Genomic DNA, 17,684 nt, shown 5'->3' on the forward strand with positions numbered 1-17,684 from the left:
GTCGCCAACATACGACCGGGACCGGCCGGGGCGCTGGCGCCAGCCGGTCCCGCGAGTCGATTAGTTGTTGTCGTCGACCTCAGGCGTCCCGGCGTTGTCGCCGAGGTCAATGTTGTTGTCGATGGCGTCCGAGGCGTCCTGAGCCGCGTCCTCGATGGCCGCGCCAGCTTCCTCAGCGCCAGCCTCGATGTCGTCGCCGAGCTCGTTCATTTCCGCCTCGGCCTCGTCGATGGCCTCGTCGTCGAAGGTGAGCTCCGTGTCGACGTCAGTATCGCCATCGGACTCGATTTCCGTCTGGGTCTCGGTCTGACAGCCGACCAGGGCCGCCGGCCCGGCAACGAGGGCAAACGCCAGCAGGAGGAGGTTGAAGTACTTCATGTCAGTCGTGGGTGGGTGATCCCGCGTGATCGCGGAGCGGGCTCCTACGCGGAGCGGGCTCCTACGCGGAGGCCCGCGCGATGCGTTCCCCCGACTCCCGGTGAAACAGATGAATCCGATCGAGATCGAGCCTAAGCTCCAGCGGACGCCCTACCTCTAGTGCCTGGGGCTCAATTCGGGCGACGATCTGCGAGCCGCCCTCAATATGGAGGTACACCACCACGTCGGGCCCCATCGGCTCATCGAGTTCGACGATCCCAATAACGGGCTCCGACAATCTGCGCGCTCTCGAGTCCGCCCCCGGGGCATACAGATCGTCGGGCCGGATGCCAAGCGTGACCGATGTCTCTTTGCCCTCGAGTCCTAGTGGCACGCGCACCGTCCCATCGTCAGAGAAAAAGACGCCCCCCTCGATCCTGCCATGAAGGAGATTCATCGACGGGCTCCCGACGAAGCCCGCGACGAATGTGTTGGCTGGGCGGTCGTACAGCTCCAACGGCGCTGCGACTTGTTGGATATGTCCGTCGTGGAGGACGCAGATGCGGTCGCCCATCGTCATGGCCTCCACCTGGTCGTGCGTCACGTAGACCATGGTGGCCCCGAGCGCGCGGTGGAGCTTTGAGATCTCGGCCCGGGTCTGCACCCTCAGCTTGGCGTCGAGGTTGGACAACGGCTCGTCGAACAAGAAGACCGACGGTTCGCGAACGATGGCACGGCCAAGGGCAACGCGCTGGCGTTGCCCGCCCGAGAGAGCCTTGGGCTTGCGGTCGAGCACCGACTCGAGCCCCAGGATGGAGGCCGCCTCCTGCACCCGACGCGCGATCTCCGGCTTCGGCCGCTTGCGCAGCTTGAGCCCGAATGCCATGTTGTCGAACACCGACAGGTGGGGATAGAGCGCGTAGTTCTGAAAGACCATTGCGATGTCCCGGTCCTTCGGCTCGACATCGTTGACCACCCGGTCGCCGATCCGGATGGTGCCTACGGTGATCGATTCGAGCCCAGCTATCATGCGCAAAGTGGTGCTCTTGCCACACCCCGAAGGGCCGACGAGGACCATGAACTCCCCGTCGACGACCTGGAGCGACGCATCGTGGACGGCCACGTGACCATTGTCGTACTCCTTTCGGACGTGCTCGAGATCGACGCGGGCCATGAGGATGGGATGGGGGTTGGCCAAGATACCCGGAAGCCTTCCTGGGACGGGACACTGGCGGAGGAGTGGGCGTTGGGCCGAGTGTCCCCATCCGCTTCGCAACCTCTATGTCGCTCCTCCCCATCGCCGTGATCGGCGCCGCCTACACCGCCTCCGAGCGCGGGATCGCAGCGGACGTTCTGGTCGCGCGTTCACTCGGGCTCGCGCCGCTACCGATCATCACTTCGATCGTCGTCGCCAGCGGAGGCCGCGTGACGGATGTCACCGACGTCCCCGTGGACACGGTGATCGCCCAACTCGAGCACCTCGCGCTTGCGGGGCCGATCCGGGGCGTGAAGGTGGGCATCCTGGGGAGTGACAAAACAGCCGTTGCGGCCCTCGACACGCTGGCGTCGATGGAGGTACCAGTCGTACTGGACCTGGTCGCCTCGGGCCCCAGTGGGGAAACGGTGCTCGAAGCCCGGGCGATCGATGCCGTGGCGGAGCGCCTCGCCGCGGCCACGCTTGTGACGATGTCGAAGGCCGACGCGGAGTTGGTCACGAACACCCAAATCGAATCTCTCGACGACGCGCAGGTGGCTGCTCAGCGGCTCCACAACCGGGGCGCCGGCCACGTACTAATCCGGTGCGGGGCCCTCCCCTACCGCTTCTACGACGCGGCCGACGACCCCGGCGCCGGCGACCGGGAGCGGCTGTTCGCAGACCTCTACTACGATGGCGAAGACTTTGCTCTCTTTGAGGCGCCGTTGCTGGACGCGTCCCCGGACGGGGCTTCCAGTGCGTTTGCAATAACAGCTCTAAGAGGAATCATCGACGGTCTCAGCGTCGAGATGGCCCTGCAAGGCGCGAAGCGGTACGCGACAGAAGCCGTGCGTCACGCGGCCGAGGTGGAGGGACACGCTCCTCGTTTGGCGGTGGACTGGATGCGCCCCGAGGCGTAGCACTGCTAGCTTGGGGCATCCCCTGACGCCCATGCCCCAGCGCCCCGCTCCGAACCGGCCTACGATCTACGACGTCGCTGACGAGGCGGGCGTCGCAATCTCGACGGTCTCGCGTGTCCTCAACGGGTCCGAGGAGGTCTCGGACGCCACGCGCAGCCGGGTCCGCTCGGCGATTCGCAAGCTCAACTTCCGTCCCCAGCGGACAGCGCGGAATCTCGCCCAGGGCTCGACGACCTCGGTGGCGGTCGCCTTGCCTTCGGCGACGTCGCTCTTTTTCGTCGAGATGCTCAAGGGAGTCAAGGACGCACTGCGCGAGCGTGACATCGACCTGCTGCTCTGCAATCTGGGCTCCGGGCAGCCCCACGCGACGCTGCAGCGCTTTCTGAACCGGGGCGCCGTTGATGCACTTCTGTTGATGGGAATGCCAATCGAGGGGGAGTTCGCCGAGCAGCTCCGCGCCTTCCCGGCGCCGGTCGTCCTGCTGGGCGCTCAGGCCGAAGGGCTCGACGCCTATTGGTGGGACGATGAGGACGGCGCCTATCGTGCGGTGTCGTTCCTCATCGAGCAGGGGCACCGCCAGATCGGGCTGATCGCGTCGCACGCGTGGAGTGCCACGTCAGCTCCGCGTCTGGTCGGCTACAAGCGAGCGCTGGCGGAAGCCGACATCCCCTTCGACCCGACCCTCGTCGTCGCAGGCGAGACCACCAAGCACGCGGGCTATTCGGAAGAAGCGGGCGCCGAGGCGATGGCTCACCTGCTCGCGCTCGACCACCGGCCGACCGGCGTCTTCGCCTCGTCCGACGTCCAGGCGTTTGGAGCGTGGGCCTACGCCCGGGACCAGGGCCTCATCATCCCCCGCGACCTCTCCATCGTCGGCTACGACGACATCAAACTGAGCCGCTTCCTCGACTTGACGACCGTCGCGCAGGGTATGCATCGCGCAGGCCTGCTGGCGACCGAGCGACTGCTCCACCGGATCGGGAGCACGGCCGACGACCGCGTGTCGGTTGAACTTCCCCTCTCCCTGGTCGAGCGCGGCTCGACCGCACGCGCGAAGGCATGACCCTCCCCCCGCCGCTCGCGGCCACCCACCTCGGCCTCGGCGGCCGGTATCAGGGAAAGGTCCGAGACACGTACACACTCGGCGACGGCCGCATCGTACTCGTGACCACAGACCGGATCTCGGCGTTCGACCACGTGCTCCGACAGGCCATCCCACTCAAGGGCCAAGTACTCAACGGCGTCGCAGCGTTCTTCTTCGAGCGCACGGCCGACGTGGCCCCAAACCACGTGCTGTCGGTGCCCGACCCGAACGTGACCGTCGGCGTCGCCTGTGAGGCTCTGCCCATCGAGTTCGTTGTCCGCGGCTATCTCGCTGGCCACGCCTGGCGCGTCTATCGCGACGGCGGGCGTGAGCTGTGTGGGGAGCCGCTCCCGGACGGCCTGAGGGAAGGCGAGCAGCTCCCCGCCCCGATCCTGACACCCGCGACCAAGGCCCTCGAAGGCCACGACGAGGACACGAGCAGAGCCGAGATCTTGGAGCGCGGCATTCTGGATGCCCACACGCTCGACGAGGCGACCGAGCTGGCGCTGGCACTGTTCGCGCGTGGCACGGAGATCGCCGCCGAGCGCGGTCTCATCCTGGTCGACACGAAGTACGAGTTTGGCCGCGCGCCCGACGGCCGCTTGCTCGTCATCGACGAGGTGCACACCCCGGACTCATCCCGCTACTACTACGCGGACGGGTACCACGAGCGCCTGGAGGAGGGCGAACCGCAGCGCCAGCTCTCGAAGGAGTTCGTCCGGGAGTGGCTGATGGCGAACGGCTTCCAGGGCCTAGACGGGCAGACGTTGCCCGATCTGTCACCGGCGTTCGTCGCCGAGGTCAGCGCCCGGTACGTGGAGCTCTACGAGACGGTCACCGGCCGCACGTTCCAACCGGACTTGAGCCCAACCCCGGAGGCGCGTATCCGACAGGCGCTCGCGAGCCTCTAGTTCGCGTAGAGGTCCGGGCGGCGGTCGCCGACTCGGTCGTTGTACGGATTCAGAGCCGTCGTCCGCGCCTCGTGCGGGTCGAGGTCGGCATGGACTACGGACGCGCCATGGTCGGGCGCAGAGGCGAGCACCTCGGCTCGCGGCGAGCAGATGAGGCTCTGGCCGATGAAGGTCAGCGACTCGCGGCCGTTCGACTCCGTTCCGACTCGGTTGGCGGTCGCCGTGAACACGCCGTTCTCGAGCGCCCGGATGGGCATTGCAGAGGGGCAGTGCGGCAGCACCAGATTCGATGGGTGCGCGATGATGTCGGCGCCCTCTAGCGCCAGCGTCCGGGTCGACTCGGGGAAGAACCAGTCGAAGCAGACCATGACGCCAAGACGGTAGCTCCGTCGGCGTCGGTCGGTGACAGTCCAGACCTCGAACCCGTCGGCGCCGGGCGTGAAGTGCTGGGTCTCCTCGTAGTAGAGGTGCGTCTTACGGTACGTGCCGAGGAGCCCATTAGGAGCGACGACGACGGCTGAGTTGTAGATCGCGTCGCCGTCGCGCTCGGCGAGCCCAGCGACGATCGTCGTGCCCGACTGCTGAGCCCACGCCTCCAGCCGGCGGACGGTCGGGCCGTCAACGGGCTCGGCGAGGGCAGCGGCCTGCTCCGTGGAATCGAAAAAGTACCCGGTGGCGAACAGTTCGGGGAGCACCACGAGATCCGCGTCGGCACCGAGGACCTGTGGTTCCACAGCTCGCAGGTTGGTCTCGGTCTCCCCTTTTACCGGGTCGGTTTGGACACAGGAGACGATCATTGCAATAACGGAATCGTTAACGAGCAGCGCCGGCCTGGATCGCCGTGATGGTGGCCACGTTCGCGATGTCCTCCCAGTCCGCCCCGCGGGACAGGTCGTTGGCCGGGAGCCGCAGGCCCTGCAGCACGGGGCCGTACGCCTCGGCGCCGCCGACGCGCTGCGTGATCTTGTAGCCGATGTTGCCGGCCCCCAAATCCGGGAAGACGAACACGTTCGCCACGCCCGCGACGGCCGAGCCAGGGGCTTTGCGCTCCCCCACTGACGGGACGAACGCGGCGTCGAACTGGAATTCGCCGTCGATGGCGAGGTCGGGCCGCCGCGCTTGCGCCGTCTCGGTCGCCGTCCGGACCGCGTCGACGGCGGGGTGGTCGGCCGAGCCCTTCGTCGAGAACGACAGGAAGGCGACCTTGGGCTCCTGGCCGGTCAGGAAGCGGTGGTTCGCCGCCGCATCGATCCCGATGCTCGCGAGCTGGTCGGGCGAGGGCGCCGCGTTGACGCCGCAGTCGGCGTACGTGAGGGGGCGGCCGTCGGGGAGCACCATCAGGAAGAACGACGACACGAGCGCGGAGTCGGCGGCGACGCCGAGGACCTGGATCGCCGCACGGATCACGTCCGGCGAGGGGTGCGCGGCGCCCGCCACGCAGCCGTCGGCGTCGCCCGCGTCGACCATCAGGTCGCCGAAGTACAGCACGTCGCCGGACAGCTCGAGCGCGCCCTCATACGTGAGCCCTTTGTGCTTGCGCTTGTTGAAGAGCGCCTGCGCATACGCCTGCCGCCGCTCCGTGGTCGCGGGGTCGACGATCGCGATGGAGCCCAGCGCCACGCCCTCCTCGGACGCGACGCGGCGCACCGTCGCCTCGGCGCCGATCAGGATCGGCTTGACGACGCCGTGCTCCGCGAGCCACGCGGCGGCGCGGATCGTGCGGGGGTCCTCGCCCTCGGGCAAAGCGATCCGCTTTCTGAGCGCGCGCGCGCGGTCGTGGAGGTCGGAGAACGAAAAACGGTCAGCCATGGTCGGGGGCGTGCTCGGTCTTCCAGACCGGCACGGTGTCTTTGAGGGTGTCGATGAGCCACCGCGCCGCCGCGAACGCCTCGGCCCGGTGCGGGCACGCGACGCCGACGGCGACGCTGGCCTGCGGTGGCGGCACGTCGCCGAGCCGGTGCAGGATCACGACGCGGACGGCGCCCCAGCGCTCGCTCGCGGTCTCCGCGAGCGTCGCCAGCTCGGCCTCGGCCATCGGGCGGTAGGCGTCGTAGCTCAGGAGATCCGTCTCGTCGCCGTCGGTCCACCGCCGCGAGCGGCCGGCGAACACGCACACGCCGCCGGCGCGGTCGTCGGCGAGGTAGTCGTGGACGGCGCCGAGGTCGAGCGGGCCGTCCACGAGTCCAGTCCAGATCGCGCTAGCCGGCATCGAGGGCCGAGAGGACGGCGTCGAAGTCGGGCTGCTCGCCCGCGTTGTCGAGCACCTCGGCGTACTGGACCGTGCCGTCGGTGCCGACGACGAACGCCGAGCGCTTGGCGACGCGGTCGAGCTTCATCGGCGTAAAGTCGTTGTCGTACTTGGCGCCGTAGGCGGCGGAGACCGAGCCGTCGTGGTCGGAGAGCAGGCGAAACGGGAAGCCGTTCGCCTTTTTGAACTCGGCGAGCGCGAACGGGGAGTCGGTCGAAATGCCGACCACCTGGGCGCCGAGGTCGGTGTATCGGTCGTAGTTGTTGCCAACCGTGTTCAGCTCCGTCGTGCAGACGCTGGTGAAGGCGCCGGGGAAGAACAGCAGGACGACGGGGCCGTCGGCGCGGGCCTCGGCGAGCGAGAACGCGGCCTTCTCGCTGTCGAAGAGGGTGAAGTCGGGGGCGGCGTCGCCAGAGGAGATGGGCATCGGGGAGATCGGTGGACAGAGGGTCGTGGCTACGCGCCGCCGTGTGCGCGGTTCGTCCGGCCCCGCCTGCTCGCGCGCTCGCGCCTGGCTACCCGCCGAAGCGGATCGTGCGGACGGGCTCGACGCGCGCCGCCGCTCGCGCGGGCAGGTACGCCGCGAGTGTGCAGATGACGACCGTCGCCACGACCGTCACGACGACGTCCAGCAGCGCCACGTCGACGGGCGCGCGGTCGAGGTAGTAGGCGTCCTGGGGCAGCTTGATGATCTCGAACTCCGTCTGGACCCAGGCGAACGCGAGCGCCGCCGACGTGCCGAGCGCGGCGCCGATGATGCCCACCATCAGCCCCAGCACCACGAACAAGCGCCGGACGGACGCCCGGCTGGCGCCCATCGCGAGCACGGTCCCGATCTCGCGCGCCTTTTCGAGCACCACCATCAGCAGCGCGCCGACAATGTTGAACGCGGCGACCAGGACCAGGATCGAGATCACGAGAGGCACGATGCTCTGCTGGAGCTCGACCCACGCGAACAGCCCTCGGTAGACGTCCTCGATGGGTCGGGCGAAAAGCGGCGGGCCGATTTTGTCGGTGACGGCGTCGGACACCTGACGCGCGAGGGCGCGGTCGGTCAGCGTGAGGTCGAGGCGGGAGACGGAGCCCGGCGGGTACGAAAAGAGGTCGCGGGCGGTGTCGAGCGAGACGAACGCGAACTGGTCGTCGAAGTCGCCGAGCCCGGTCTCGAACACGCCCGCGACGCGGAACTGGCGCAGCCGGGGCCGCGAGTTGATCGAGCCGTCGGCGAGACCACGCGTCGAGTAGGCCTGAATGCGTTGCCCAACCGTCAGCCCCAGCCGCTCCGCCAGCGCCTTGCCGACGACGACGCCCGGCTGGCCGTCGCTCGAGGACAGGTCAAACGTCCCGGCGGTCGTCCGGTCCACGACGAACGGCAGGTCATCGGGCGCCGTCCCCCACAGCACGACGCCCTCGACGGTCGACCCGTCCTCACCCCATGCGCTGAGCAGCGCGAAGTCGACGACGGCGGGCGCGACGTGGACGACGCCGTCGAGCGCGGCGACCGCTTGCGAGACGCTGTCGACGTTCGCGATCGGGTCGCCGAGGTAGGTCTCGACTTGGACGTGCTGCCCGAACCCCACGATCTTGGCCTCGATCTCCTGGCTGAAGCCCCGCACGATCATCAGCGCCAGCAGGAGCGCGCCCGTCCCGACCGCCACGCCGCCGATGGCCGCGAGGACGACGAAGCGCAGGAAGCCCCGCCGCTCGTCGCGGCCGCTCGCGCCCCGGAGGTAGCGGAGCGCGAGCGTGCGCTCGAAGGGGCCGATGAGGGGCATGCGGTGGACGAGGGGTCGGGAGCGCAAGGTCCGGCCGGATCGGGGCTCGCGCCAGCGGAGACCCGGCGGATGCGGGGCGAAAGGGGCGCCGGCGACACGGCGTCGGAGTAGGGTGTGGGACGTGGGGCGTGGGTCCACGCCTTCCGTACGGGACTACCGACGCTCCACGCTCGACCTCCGAATCGTCCTCTCACCATCGCTTGGCCATACGGTAGAGCCACGGCTTCGCGAGGGCTCCCCACCGGGCTCTCTATCTTGCCGGTCTCCCTCTGCCCAGCCTTCCCCGACAGATGCACAACGCCATCGCCAGCCCGCCCCCGGCCGTCAACGAGCCCGTCCGCGACTACGCCCCCGGCAGCCCCGAGCGCGCCTCGCTCAAGGCGACGCTCCTCGCCATGCGCGACACGCCCATCGAGGTGTTCCCCGTCATCAACGGCGAGCGCGTCGAGACCGGGCGGACCGAGACGATGCGGCCGCCGCACGAGCATGCCCGCAGCTTGGGCCAGTTCCACAAGGCCCGCCCCGAGGACGTGCAGCGCGCCATCACCGGCGCCCTCGACGCCCGCCACGACTGGGCGCGGATGGCATGGTCCGACCGCGCGGCCATCTTCCTCAAGGCCGCCGACCTGCTGGCGGGCCCGTACCGCGACCGCATGAACGCGGCCACGATGCTCGGCCAGTCGAAGAACCCGTACCAGGCCGAGATCGACGCGGCGTGCGAGATGGTCGACTTTTTCCGGTTCAACGTCCAGTTCTACCGCGAGATGCTCGAGGAGCAGCCGATCAGCTCGCCCGGGCTGTGGAACCGGACCGAGTACAGGCCGCTCGAAGGGTTCGTGTTCGCCGTGAGCCCGTTCAACTTCACGTCGATCGCCGCCAACCTCGCGACCGCGCCTGCGCTCTTGGGCAACACCGTCCTGTGGAAGCCGGCCCCGACGCAGACGTACTCGGCGCAGGTCATCGTCGACCTGCTCGAAGAGGCCGGCGTGCCCCCGGGCGTCATCCAGTTCCTGCCCGGCGACGGCCCGGACGTGGGCGACCCGGTGATGGCGAACGAACACCTCGCCGGCCTCCACTTTACCGGCTCGACGAAGACGTTCAACTACCTGTGGCGGACCGTTGGCGAGAACCTCGACGACTACCGCGCCTACCCCCGCATCGTCGGCGAGACGGGCGGAAAGGACTTTATCGTCGCCCACGAATCGGCGAACCCCGACGCCGTCGCGACCGCGATTGTGCGCGGTTCGTTCGAGTACCAGGGCCAGAAGTGCTCGGCCGCCAGCCGGATCTACGTCCAGAAGGCGCTGTGGCCGGCCGTCCAGGAGTCGCTCGCGGCCCAGCTCGCCCAGATGAAGGTGGGCCCCGTCGAGGACTTCACCAACTTCGTCAACGCCGTCATCGACCGGCCGTCGTTCGACAAGATCACCGGCTACATCGACCGCGCCCAGGCGGCCGACGGCGTCTCCGTCGAGCACGGCGGCACGTACTCCGACGAGACCGGCTACTTCGTCGACCCGACCGTGCTCGTCGCCGACGACCCGCGCTACGAGTCGATGGAGCAGGAGATCTTCGGGCCCGTCGCCTCGGTCTACGTCGCCGACGAGGGCTGGGACGACCTGCTGACGCTCGTCGACGAGACGAGCCCGTACGCGTTGACCGGCGCCGTCTTCTCCCAGGACCGCGCCGTCCTCGCGCAGGCGACCGCCCGGCTGGCGGACGCCGCAGGCAACTTCTACCTCAACGACAAGCCGACCGGCGCCGTCGTGGGGCAGCAGCCGTTCGGCGGCTCGCGCGGCTCGGGCACGAACGACAAGGCCGGCTCGAAGATGAACCTGCTCCGCTGGGCCAACTTGCGGTCGATCAAGGAGACGTTCGTCCCGGCAACGCACTACGCCTACCCCTTCCACCAGCCCGACAGCGCCCCCGCTGGCGACGGAGCCACCGCTGACGCGACGCTCGACGCGTGACGTTCCAAAGCATCCACCACCCTGGGACGGTCGCCCGGCCGTGGCTCGCGCTCCAGGCGCAGGCCCGGCCGGTCGCCCTCGCGCTGCTCGCCGTGATGACGGTCGGGCTGGCGGCGGCGCTCCGGGGGAATGGGATCCTGTGGCCGTTCGTGTTCGGCTCGGCCGCCGCCTACGTGGTCGCCGCGTCGATCGGGCAGAGCCGCTTGTTGGTGACGCCCGCCCAGGTCGACGTGTCGGGCCCGTTCGCGGCCGTGCACTCGATCTGGGACGCCGCGTCCGAGCCGCCGCTCGGGCGGCTGGCGCCCGTCTGGTCGGCCAAGCTCCAGCACGGTGAGCTGACGGTCGGGCTCGGCGACACGGTCTTGAGCTTCAACCGCCCCGACTGGCCCGACTTCGACGGGCTCGTCGACGCGCTGCGCGGCGCGGCGCGCGAGGGGGAAACGATGGCGCAGGCATGAACCCGGAGCGTACGCCGAAGCTGCCCGCCCCGTCCCTCCCCTTCCCGGAGGTCAGTAGGGAACGGGCGGAATCGAACGCGACCCAATGCAATAACGGAATTGGTGCCGACCACTGGTGGGACCACTGCCCCAACTGCGGCGGGCGCCTCGTCAACCACCGCTGCAAATACCGCTGCATGCGGTGCCATTATCACATGTCGTGCTCGGACTTCGACTAGGGCTCAGTCCGGGTCGGGCAGCGCGAAGAGGCGTCGTGCATTCGCCGTGGTGGCTTGGGCGACCTCCCCGACCGTGAGGCCGCGCACCTCGGCGAGTCGCTGGGCGACGAGCGCGACGTAGGCCGGCTCATTCCGCTTGCCTCGGTGCGGGGTCGGCGCGAGGTACGGGCCGTCGGTCTCCAGCACGATCCGGTCGAGCGGGATGTCGGCGATGGTGTCGGGAACGCCCGCGTTTTTGAACGTCAGCGTCCCGCCCAGACCGACGTGGAAGCCGAGGTCAAGCACCTCGGCCGCCAGCCACGACGGGCCGCCGAAGCAGTGGAAGACGCCGCGGAGCGCATCCCCGTGCTGCGCGCGGACATCGCGCAGGGTGGCGACCATGTCGCGCGAGGCCTCGTCGGAGCCCTGCTTGTCGCGGTTGTGCAGGCTGAGCGGCAAGCCATGCGTCGCCGCCAGCTCGGCGTGGGCGCGGAGCGAGGCCCGCTGCGCCTCCTCGTGCTCGCGGCTCCAGTAGTAGTCGAGCCCGGTCTCACCGACCGCGACCATGCGGTCGTCCGCCAGCGCCGCCTCGACGGCCGCCAGCGCATCCGGCGCGGCGTCGCCGAGGTAGGTCGGGTGGAGCCCGGCCATCGCGAAGACGCCGGGGTGGCGGTCGCACAGCGCGAGCGAGGCCCCGACCGATTCGATATCGACGGCGGGAACGATGAACTGCGTCACGCCGGCGTCGCGGGCGCGCTGCACGACGGCGTCGCGGTCGGCGTCGTAGGCGTCGGCGTAGAGGTGAACGTGGGTGTCGACGAGGGCATGGGTCATGGGCCTGCCACGCCTCAGTGCCGGTCTAGATTCCGGCATGACCGCACCGCCCCGATGGCTCGCGCGGGCGCTCGCGGTGATGCTCGCGGCCCTCGCCCTGTTTCCGCTCGCCTCGCTCGGCTGGAGTTGGGCCGAGTACCGGCGCGACGTGGGCCTGCCGCTGTCCGAGACGCCCGCGCCCGGCTTCGACGGCGCGCGCTGGGCCGACCGCGACGGCGTGGTGGCGGCGTACGTCGTGCCCCGGTCCGGGGCGGCGAACGCGGGCATCCGCCCCGGCGACCGGCTGGCGAGCATCGACTTCCTGCCCGTCGAGACGGCCGCCGAGGCGGAGCGCCAGATCGAGCGCGCGACGGGGACCGTGCTGATCTACGGGGTCGAGCAGGGCGGCACGCCCCGGTCCGCCGAGGTCCGGATCGGGCGGACGCCGACGTTCCTGTACCCGTTTTCGAGCGCGATGTGGGCGGCGACCGGGTGGGGCTTCGGGGTCGTCGCCTTCCTGCACCTGCTGGCGTACCTCACCGTGGCGCCCTTGGCGCGGCGCAGTCCCCGCGCGCGGCGATCGCGGCGGCTGATCGGGGCCGCGTTCTTGTGGGTGGGCGTCAACCTGGTGCGCTGGCTGTGGGTGAGCGTCTTCGGCCCGCCGCTCGCGGGCGGCACGCCGTCGGGCATCGTCTTCGACGGGCTGAGCCTGCTGGCGCTGGGCGGCTGGATCGCGTACCCCGCCCTCCTGCTCGACCAGAGCGTGCGGGGCCGGAGAACCGCAGAAGCGCTCGGGCCGGCGCGGTGGGCGCTCGTCGTGCCCCCCGTCGTGCTGGCCGTCGGCGTGGCGGTGGCCATCCTGACCGGGCACGTCGGGCCGCTCCCGCCGGACGCCTTCGCCGTCCCGATCCTGTTTTACGTCTGCGTCTACGTCGCCGGGGCGTCGCTGATCATGGCGCTGAGCCCGCCGACCGTCCGGGGCCGACCGGCCCGGATCGGGAGCGCGCTCGTGGCCGTCGCCGCCGTCGCGGGCGCGTTCGTGGTGTCGACCCGGCTGGGCCCGGGCCCACGCGATGGCGAGATCCTCACCGCGTGGTTCGTGCTCGCGTTCCAGCTGTTCTCGCTCCTCCCGGTCGCCCTCGTCTCGTTCACGACGCTGCGGTACGGGGCGTTCGACGCCCTGCTCGTGGGCAGCGCGGAGACCGTCGTGACGCTGGCGCTGGCGTTCGGGATCGTGGTCGGCGGCGCGCTCGCGCTCGACGCCGTGCTGCCCGGCGGCTCGCAGCCGGTCGCCCTCGGCGTCTTGGTGGTGGCCGTCCTCCTGGTCGCCGAGCGCGCCGCGCCCGCGCTGCGCGGCGCCTTCCGGCGGGCGCTCCAGACCGAGCGCCAGCAGGCCCGCGCCCGCCTCGACCGGTTCGGCGACCGGATCCGCTCGATCGCGGACGTGGAGACGCTGGCGCAGGAGGCCGCCGAGGCCATCGGCGACGCCCTCGGGGCCCGGAGCGCCGTCGTCTTCCTGCTGGCGGCGCGCGGGACGCCCGACGAGCGCTGGGTCCGGGCCACCTTCCGCCCCGAGCCCCCCACGTTTACCGAGGCCGAGCTCGACCGCGTCTGGGCGCGGATCCGCGACGAGGGCCGCGTCTGGGCTCGCAACGAGGAGCTCGACGAAGCGGACCTCCCCCGGGGCCTGTCCGACCGCCTCCGGCGCCTCGACGCCGCGCTCGCCGTTCCGGTGACCAGCGGCCCGGGCGAGCCCGCGGGCCTGCTCGTGCTCGGCCGCAAGGCGCGGCGGCTCTCGGTCTACGACACCGAGGACGTCGCCCAGCTCCGCGCCATGGCGGCCCAGCTGGCCGTCGGCGTCGAGCGCTTGCGGCTGGTCGACCGCGAGCGGGCGCTCGTGCGCCAGACCGCCGACGCCGAGCTCGCGGCGCTCCGGGCCCAGATCAACCCCCACTTCCTGTTCAACGCCCTCAACACGGTCGCGGCGCTCATCGGCGACAAGCCCGACCAAGCCGAGGCGACCGTCGAAGACCTCGCCGCGCTGTTTCGGGACGTGCTCACCGCGAGTGGCCGCCCCGTCGTCCCCCTGCGCGACGAGCTCCGCCTGGTCGGCCGGTACCTCGCCATCGAGTCCGCCCGGTTCGGCGACAAGCTGGCCGTGACGCTCGACATCGACCCCGACGCCGAAGACGTCGCCGTCCCCGCGTTCGCCGTGCAGACCCTGGTCGAGAACGCCGTCAAGCACGGCGTCGAAAAGCAGCGCGGCGGCGGGGCCGTGACGGTGACCGCCCGGCGCGCGGCGGACTCCCTGACGGTCGTGGTCGAAGACACCGGAGTCGGCCTGCCCCCCGGCGGCGCGACCTTCGGAGTCGGGCTGTCGAACGTCGCCGACCGCTTGCGGCTCTTGCACGGCGACGCCGCCTCGCTGACCGTCGCCCCGACCGACGACGGCGCCCGCGCCACTCTTTTGCTCCCCCTCCCCGATCTCCCATGAGTCTGCGCGCCCTCATCGTCGACGACGAGGCCCCCGCCCGGTCCCGCCTGCGCCGCCTGCTCGACCCGTTCGTCGAGGCGGGCCGGCTGGCGGAGCCCGCCGAGGCGGCCGACGGCGTCGAGGCCGTCGAGGCGCTCGCCGCCGACCGCTACGACGTGGCCTTCCTCGACGTCCAGATGCCCGGGCTCGACGGGTTCGGAGTGCTGGAGGCGCTCGCGCCCGGCCAGCGGCCCGACGTCGTGTTCACGACGGCCTTCGACGAGTACGCAGTCCGCGCCTTCGAGGCGAACGCGACGGACTACCTCCTCAAGCCCATCGGCGCCGACCGGCTCGAGGCCGCCCTCGCCCGCGTCGAGGCACGCCGCGACGACGGCGACGACACCGACGCCCGGCTGGCGGACCTGCTCGACACGCTCGACGAGGCCGTCCCGTCGCCGCCGCCCGGCGGGCCGCCCATCGAGCGGTTCACCGTCCAGGGCCGCGACCGGCTCGTCGTCATCGAGGCGCACCGCGTCGTCGCCGCCGAGGTCCAGGACGGGATCACGAGCCTGTACGTCGACGAGGCGGGCGGCATCCACCGGCACCTCGTCAGCTTCACGCTCGACGCCCTCGAGAGCCGGCTCGACCCCGAGCGGTTCATGCGGGTCCACCGCAACGCGATCGTCAACCTCGGCGCGATCCGCGAGATGATCCCGTGGTTCTCCGGCCGCTATAAGCTGGCGCTGTCCGGCGGGATGGAGGTGACCGCGAGCCGGGCCCGCTCCCGCGAGCTCCGAGCCCGGCTCAGTCTGTAACCCCGGCGTTCCCTTTCACCCGGCCGATTGGAACGGGCGGCCGGGGACCCGATCCACCAGGGGCCTATGCGCCTCTCTCTTCGCCTCCTCGTCGTCGTCGTTGCCTTGTGCGGGCTGGCGATCTCCGCTCCCGCCCAGACCGCCCCGGAGACCGTCCGTGTGCGGATCCTGGACCGCCAGGCCCCGACCCGCGTCACCGTGCAGGCCGAGGGGCCCCTGTACGTGAGCGTCGACGGCGCCGACCGAGGGGCCTCGCTGGGAGGCACCCCGCTCACCCTGAGCACGAGCGGCGCCCAAGCCCGTGCCGAATTCGGCGGCGCCGACCTGTCGGCCCGCGAGATCCGCCTCACGGGCGAGCGCCTCCGGGTCCGCGCCTCCGGCGTCGACCGGGTGTATGCCGGTGCCCTGGTGGCCTTCGTGGACGGCGGCCGCCTCCGCATCGTCAACCACACACCGATGGAGCCCTACGTGGCCAGCGTCGTCGCCAGCGAGTTCGGCTTCAACGCCGTTGAGGGCGCGAAGGCGCAGGCGGTGCTGGCGCGGACGTACGCGGCGCGTCGGGTCGGGAAAAACCTTCACTACGACCTCGACGACCACACCGGGTCTCAGGTCTTCCACGGCATCGACGCGGCCTCGGACGTCTCTCGCCGCGCGGCCCATGAAACGGCCGGCGAGGTCCTGACCTACCGCGGCCAGCTCGCGGACGCCTACTACTTCTCGTCGTCCGGCGGCCACACCGCCGACAACGACGCCGTCTGGGACGGGCAGCCCCTCCCGTACCTGCGCGGCGTCCCCGACCCCTACGACCAGGGGGCGCCGGACCATACGTGGCAGACCACTGCCAACCGGTCTACCGTCCTTCGGGCGCTCTCCGCTGAAGTCGGCGGCTCTGTATCCGGGATCGAGGTCGAGCGCCGGTCGCGCACCGGCCGCGTGCTACGGATGCGCGTGATCGGGGGGCGACGGGAGTCCATCACCGGGGCGCAGTTCCGTCGTGCGGTGAACGCCGCCGCCGGGGACCGAACGGTGCGGAGCACTCGCTTCGAGGTCTCGGCCTCGGGTGACCGCTACGTGTTCACAGGCAGCGGCTTCGGGCACGGCGTCGGTCTCAGCCAGTACGGGGCCCTTGGGCAGTCGCAACAGGGCCGCAGCTACCGCGAGATTCTGGGCCACTACTTCCTGGGTGCCGACGTCTCCGGCTCGGCCGGTTCCGTCGCGCCGGTCCTCGTCGCGACCACCTCCGACGCGCCCGTCCGGACGCAGCCCACGCCCCGCCACCTCATGGCTCAGGCGCCAGAGCCGGGTGACGCCGCGCAGGCGATCCCGCGCGAGCCCTCGGCCCTCCGCACCCGCTACGTCCCCGCCTCCGGCCGCCGGTGGCCGACGTCACGCCGAGAGGCGCGGGAAGCTGCGGTGCAGCCCGAGGTTCGGCCCGCCGTGGTGGCCGCGCCGGTCGCGGTCGCCCAGCGGGACGCCGACGCCCCTCAAGCGTCCACCGCCCGTCGCCGCACGGCCTGGTAGCGGACGGGCTGAGCCCGTCCGCTAGCGCTCCACGGCGATGGTCGTACCCCTGCCTGGTCGCCACCACCCCCGGGCCATGCGAGGCGTGGTGAACGCCCAGCCTCCGGCGCCCGCAGCGTCCAGCGCGATGACGCCCCCCGTGGCGATGCGCGCGCCCGGCCACACGACGCGCGCCGCCATGTCCGCCAGTGCCGCCGCCGCCGTGGCCTCCGGGCGCCCTCCGACAGCCCGCGACGCAAGCTGAGTGGTCAGGATGGCCTCGCCCCAGCCGGTCGTGGACGCAGCGCCCCTCGCGTCGGCGTAGAAGCCCGCGCCCGGGATGGGCGAGTCGCCGACGCGGCCCGACCGCGTCAGGGGCGCGCCGCCCGTCGAGGTCGCCGCCGCCAGCCGGCCGGCGGCGTCACAGACGACGCACCCGACGGTCCCGCGCGGCACGTCCATCTCGCCGGCGAACGCTGCGCTCGTGTGAAAGCCCGGGCTCGACACCAGCCGGTCGTACCGCTCGCGCTCGCGGTCCACGATCAGCGACTCTGGCGACACCGATGGCAGGCCGATCTCGGCGGCGAACCGCTCGGCGCCCTCGGCGACGAGCAGCCGCGCCTGCCCGTCGGCTGCCAGCAGCGCATGCGCCAGGCGGACCGGGTTCTTGACGCGGCGCACGTTCGCGACGGCGCCCCACCGGAGGTCGGCCCCGTCCATCACGCCCGCGTCGAGCTGGGGCAGGCCGTCGCGGTCGAGGACGGCCCCGCGGCCCGCATCAAAGGCCGAGTGGTCCTCTAGGGCGGCAACGGTCTCTACGGCGACGTCGAGCGCCGACTGACCGCGCTCGAAGGCCCGCCGGGCGACCCGCAACGCCCGCTCTAGCCCGTCGAGGTGCTCCGTCAGCCCGTTGTCGGGGATGTCCCACGCGCCTCCGTGGATCAGCACGAGAGGACCCGACCCCGGGACCG

At 71.1% G+C, this 17,684-nt stretch carries 17 protein-coding genes; 8 read left to right on the top strand and 9 right to left on the bottom strand.

The window, feature by feature from the left end; genetic code table 11:
• Nucleotides 1-60: 60 nt before the first annotated feature.
• Together ACLII4_RS12045 and ACLII4_RS12050 are read right to left on the bottom strand one after the other, a co-directional pair.
• On the bottom strand, nucleotides 61-378 hold the full coding sequence (locus tag ACLII4_RS12045) for a hypothetical protein (RefSeq protein WP_412067649.1): 318 nt from the start codon (nucleotides 376-378) through the stop codon (nucleotides 61-63).
• 61 nt (nucleotides 379-439) lie between these two features.
• The gene (locus ACLII4_RS12050; RefSeq protein WP_412067650.1) at nucleotides 440-1,531 is read right to left on the bottom strand and encodes an ABC transporter ATP-binding protein; all 1,092 of its coding nucleotides are present in this window, start codon (nucleotides 1,529-1,531) and stop codon (nucleotides 440-442) included.
• Nucleotides 1,532-1,638: 107 nt separating this feature from the next.
• Here ACLII4_RS12050 and ACLII4_RS12055 point away from each other — a divergent pair, with 107 nt between their 5' ends.
• The 3 genes from ACLII4_RS12055 to ACLII4_RS12065 are packed head-to-tail and all read left to right on the top strand — an operon-like array spanning nucleotide 1,639 to nucleotide 4,467.
• Complete coding sequence (locus ACLII4_RS12055) at nucleotides 1,639-2,472, top strand: PfkB family carbohydrate kinase (protein WP_412067651.1); 834 nt, start codon at nucleotides 1,639-1,641, stop codon at nucleotides 2,470-2,472.
• A 31-nt stretch (nucleotides 2,473-2,503) separates the two neighbouring features.
• Nucleotides 2,504-3,535 (top strand): LacI family DNA-binding transcriptional regulator, encoded by a 1,032-nt coding sequence (locus ACLII4_RS12060; RefSeq protein WP_412067652.1) that lies wholly within the window; start codon nucleotides 2,504-2,506, stop codon nucleotides 3,533-3,535.
• Nucleotides 3,532-4,467: a phosphoribosylaminoimidazolesuccinocarboxamide synthase gene (locus ACLII4_RS12065; protein WP_412067653.1), complete on the top strand. Its 936-nt coding sequence runs from the start codon at nucleotides 3,532-3,534 to the stop codon at nucleotides 4,465-4,467. Before ACLII4_RS12060 ends, ACLII4_RS12065 begins: the two co-directional genes overlap by 4 nt.
• On the opposite strand, the gene ACLII4_RS12070 is transcribed toward ACLII4_RS12065, so the two are convergent.
• The 5 genes from ACLII4_RS12070 to ACLII4_RS12090 all read right to left on the bottom strand — a co-directional run bounded on the left by ACLII4_RS12070 (nucleotide 4,464) and on the right by ACLII4_RS12090 (nucleotide 8,490).
• Nucleotides 4,464-5,264, bottom strand: coding sequence for a nitrilase-related carbon-nitrogen hydrolase (locus ACLII4_RS12070; protein WP_412067654.1), 801 nt, complete (start codon nucleotides 5,262-5,264; stop codon nucleotides 4,464-4,466). The genes ACLII4_RS12065 and ACLII4_RS12070 overlap by 4 nt on opposite strands.
• A gap of 16 nt (nucleotides 5,265-5,280) precedes the next feature.
• Nucleotides 5,281-6,276, bottom strand: a complete 996-nt coding sequence (gene pta, locus ACLII4_RS12075; protein WP_412067655.1) for a phosphate acetyltransferase — start codon at nucleotides 6,274-6,276, stop codon at nucleotides 5,281-5,283.
• Entirely contained in the window at nucleotides 6,269-6,646 is a 378-nt protein-coding gene (locus tag ACLII4_RS12080; RefSeq protein WP_412067656.1) for a molybdenum cofactor biosynthesis protein MoaE, read from the bottom strand. The genes pta and ACLII4_RS12080 overlap by 8 nt, the downstream gene beginning before the upstream one ends.
• A 19-nt stretch (nucleotides 6,647-6,665) precedes the next feature.
• Entirely contained in the window at nucleotides 6,666-7,142 is a 477-nt protein-coding gene (locus tag ACLII4_RS12085) for a redoxin domain-containing protein (RefSeq protein ID WP_412067657.1), read from the bottom strand.
• 88 nt (nucleotides 7,143-7,230) lie between these two features.
• Nucleotides 7,231-8,490: an ABC transporter permease gene (locus tag ACLII4_RS12090; protein ID WP_412067658.1), complete on the bottom strand. Its 1,260-nt coding sequence runs from the start codon at nucleotides 8,488-8,490 to the stop codon at nucleotides 7,231-7,233.
• 290 nt (nucleotides 8,491-8,780) lie between these two features.
• Here ACLII4_RS12090 and pruA point away from each other — a divergent pair, with 290 nt between their 5' ends.
• Both pruA and ACLII4_RS12100 read left to right on the top strand, forming a co-directional pair.
• Nucleotides 8,781-10,457: an L-glutamate gamma-semialdehyde dehydrogenase gene (gene pruA / locus ACLII4_RS12095; RefSeq protein ID WP_412067659.1), complete on the top strand. Its 1,677-nt coding sequence runs from the start codon at nucleotides 8,781-8,783 to the stop codon at nucleotides 10,455-10,457.
• The gene (locus tag ACLII4_RS12100; RefSeq protein ID WP_412067660.1) at nucleotides 10,454-10,915 is read left to right on the top strand and encodes a hypothetical protein; all 462 of its coding nucleotides are present in this window, start codon (nucleotides 10,454-10,456) and stop codon (nucleotides 10,913-10,915) included. Before pruA ends, ACLII4_RS12100 begins: the two co-directional genes overlap by 4 nt.
• Nucleotides 10,916-11,136: 221 nt before the next feature.
• Here ACLII4_RS12100 and ACLII4_RS12105 read toward each other — a convergent pair whose 3' ends face one another.
• Complete coding sequence (locus ACLII4_RS12105) at nucleotides 11,137-11,946, bottom strand: TatD family hydrolase (protein ID WP_412067661.1); 810 nt, start codon at nucleotides 11,944-11,946, stop codon at nucleotides 11,137-11,139.
• 37 nt (nucleotides 11,947-11,983) lie between these two features.
• Here ACLII4_RS12105 and ACLII4_RS12110 point away from each other — a divergent pair, with 37 nt between their 5' ends.
• The 3 genes from ACLII4_RS12110 (at nucleotide 11,984) to ACLII4_RS12120 (ending at nucleotide 16,734) form a co-directional block, all read left to right on the top strand.
• Entirely contained in the window at nucleotides 11,984-14,419 is a 2,436-nt protein-coding gene (locus ACLII4_RS12110; RefSeq protein ID WP_412067662.1) for a histidine kinase, read from the top strand.
• Nucleotides 14,416-15,213 (top strand): LytR/AlgR family response regulator transcription factor, encoded by a 798-nt coding sequence (locus tag ACLII4_RS12115; protein ID WP_412067663.1) that lies wholly within the window; start codon nucleotides 14,416-14,418, stop codon nucleotides 15,211-15,213. The genes ACLII4_RS12110 and ACLII4_RS12115 overlap by 4 nt, the downstream gene beginning before the upstream one ends.
• 66 nt (nucleotides 15,214-15,279) lie before the next feature.
• Nucleotides 15,280-16,734: a SpoIID/LytB domain-containing protein gene (locus tag ACLII4_RS12120; RefSeq protein WP_412067664.1), complete on the top strand. Its 1,455-nt coding sequence runs from the start codon at nucleotides 15,280-15,282 to the stop codon at nucleotides 16,732-16,734.
• 21 nt (nucleotides 16,735-16,755) lie between these two features.
• On the opposite strand, the gene ACLII4_RS12125 is transcribed toward ACLII4_RS12120, so the two are convergent.
• Complete coding sequence (locus ACLII4_RS12125; RefSeq protein WP_412067665.1) at nucleotides 16,756-17,661, bottom strand: isoaspartyl peptidase/L-asparaginase family protein; 906 nt, start codon at nucleotides 17,659-17,661, stop codon at nucleotides 16,756-16,758.
• Nucleotides 17,662-17,684: the final 23 nt, after the last annotated feature.

Source organism: Rubrivirga aquatilis (assembly GCF_046845665.1).
GTDB lineage: Bacteria > Bacteroidota > Rhodothermia > Rhodothermales > Rubricoccaceae > Rubrivirga.

Excerpts from the sequence above, each read along its gene's own strand:
- ACLII4_RS12045 (WP_412067649.1), bottom strand. The coding sequence starts at position 378 with ATGAAGTACTTCAACCTCCTCCTGCTGGCGTTTGCCCTCGTTGCCGGG.
- ACLII4_RS12050 (WP_412067650.1), bottom strand. The coding sequence starts at position 1,531 with ATGGCCCGCGTCGATCTCGAGCACGTCCGAAAGGAGTACGACAATGGT.
- ACLII4_RS12055 (WP_412067651.1), top strand. The coding sequence starts at position 1,639 with ATGTCGCTCCTCCCCATCGCCGTGATCGGCGCCGCCTACACCGCCTCC.
- ACLII4_RS12060 (WP_412067652.1), top strand. The coding sequence starts at position 2,504 with ATGCCCCAGCGCCCCGCTCCGAACCGGCCTACGATCTACGACGTCGCT.
- ACLII4_RS12065 (WP_412067653.1), top strand. The coding sequence starts at position 3,532 with ATGACCCTCCCCCCGCCGCTCGCGGCCACCCACCTCGGCCTCGGCGGC.
- ACLII4_RS12070 (WP_412067654.1), bottom strand. The coding sequence starts at position 5,264 with ATGATCGTCTCCTGTGTCCAAACCGACCCGGTAAAAGGGGAGACCGAG.
- pta (WP_412067655.1), bottom strand. The coding sequence starts at position 6,276 with ATGGCTGACCGTTTTTCGTTCTCCGACCTCCACGACCGCGCGCGCGCG.
- ACLII4_RS12085 (WP_412067657.1), bottom strand. The coding sequence starts at position 7,142 with ATGCCCATCTCCTCTGGCGACGCCGCCCCCGACTTCACCCTCTTCGAC.
- ACLII4_RS12090 (WP_412067658.1), bottom strand. The coding sequence starts at position 8,490 with ATGCCCCTCATCGGCCCCTTCGAGCGCACGCTCGCGCTCCGCTACCTC.
- pruA (WP_412067659.1), top strand. The coding sequence starts at position 8,781 with ATGCACAACGCCATCGCCAGCCCGCCCCCGGCCGTCAACGAGCCCGTC.
- ACLII4_RS12105 (WP_412067661.1), bottom strand. The coding sequence starts at position 11,946 with ATGACCCATGCCCTCGTCGACACCCACGTTCACCTCTACGCCGACGCC.
- ACLII4_RS12110 (WP_412067662.1), top strand. The coding sequence starts at position 11,984 with ATGACCGCACCGCCCCGATGGCTCGCGCGGGCGCTCGCGGTGATGCTC.
- ACLII4_RS12115 (WP_412067663.1), top strand. The coding sequence starts at position 14,416 with ATGAGTCTGCGCGCCCTCATCGTCGACGACGAGGCCCCCGCCCGGTCC.
- ACLII4_RS12120 (WP_412067664.1), top strand. The coding sequence starts at position 15,280 with ATGCGCCTCTCTCTTCGCCTCCTCGTCGTCGTCGTTGCCTTGTGCGGG.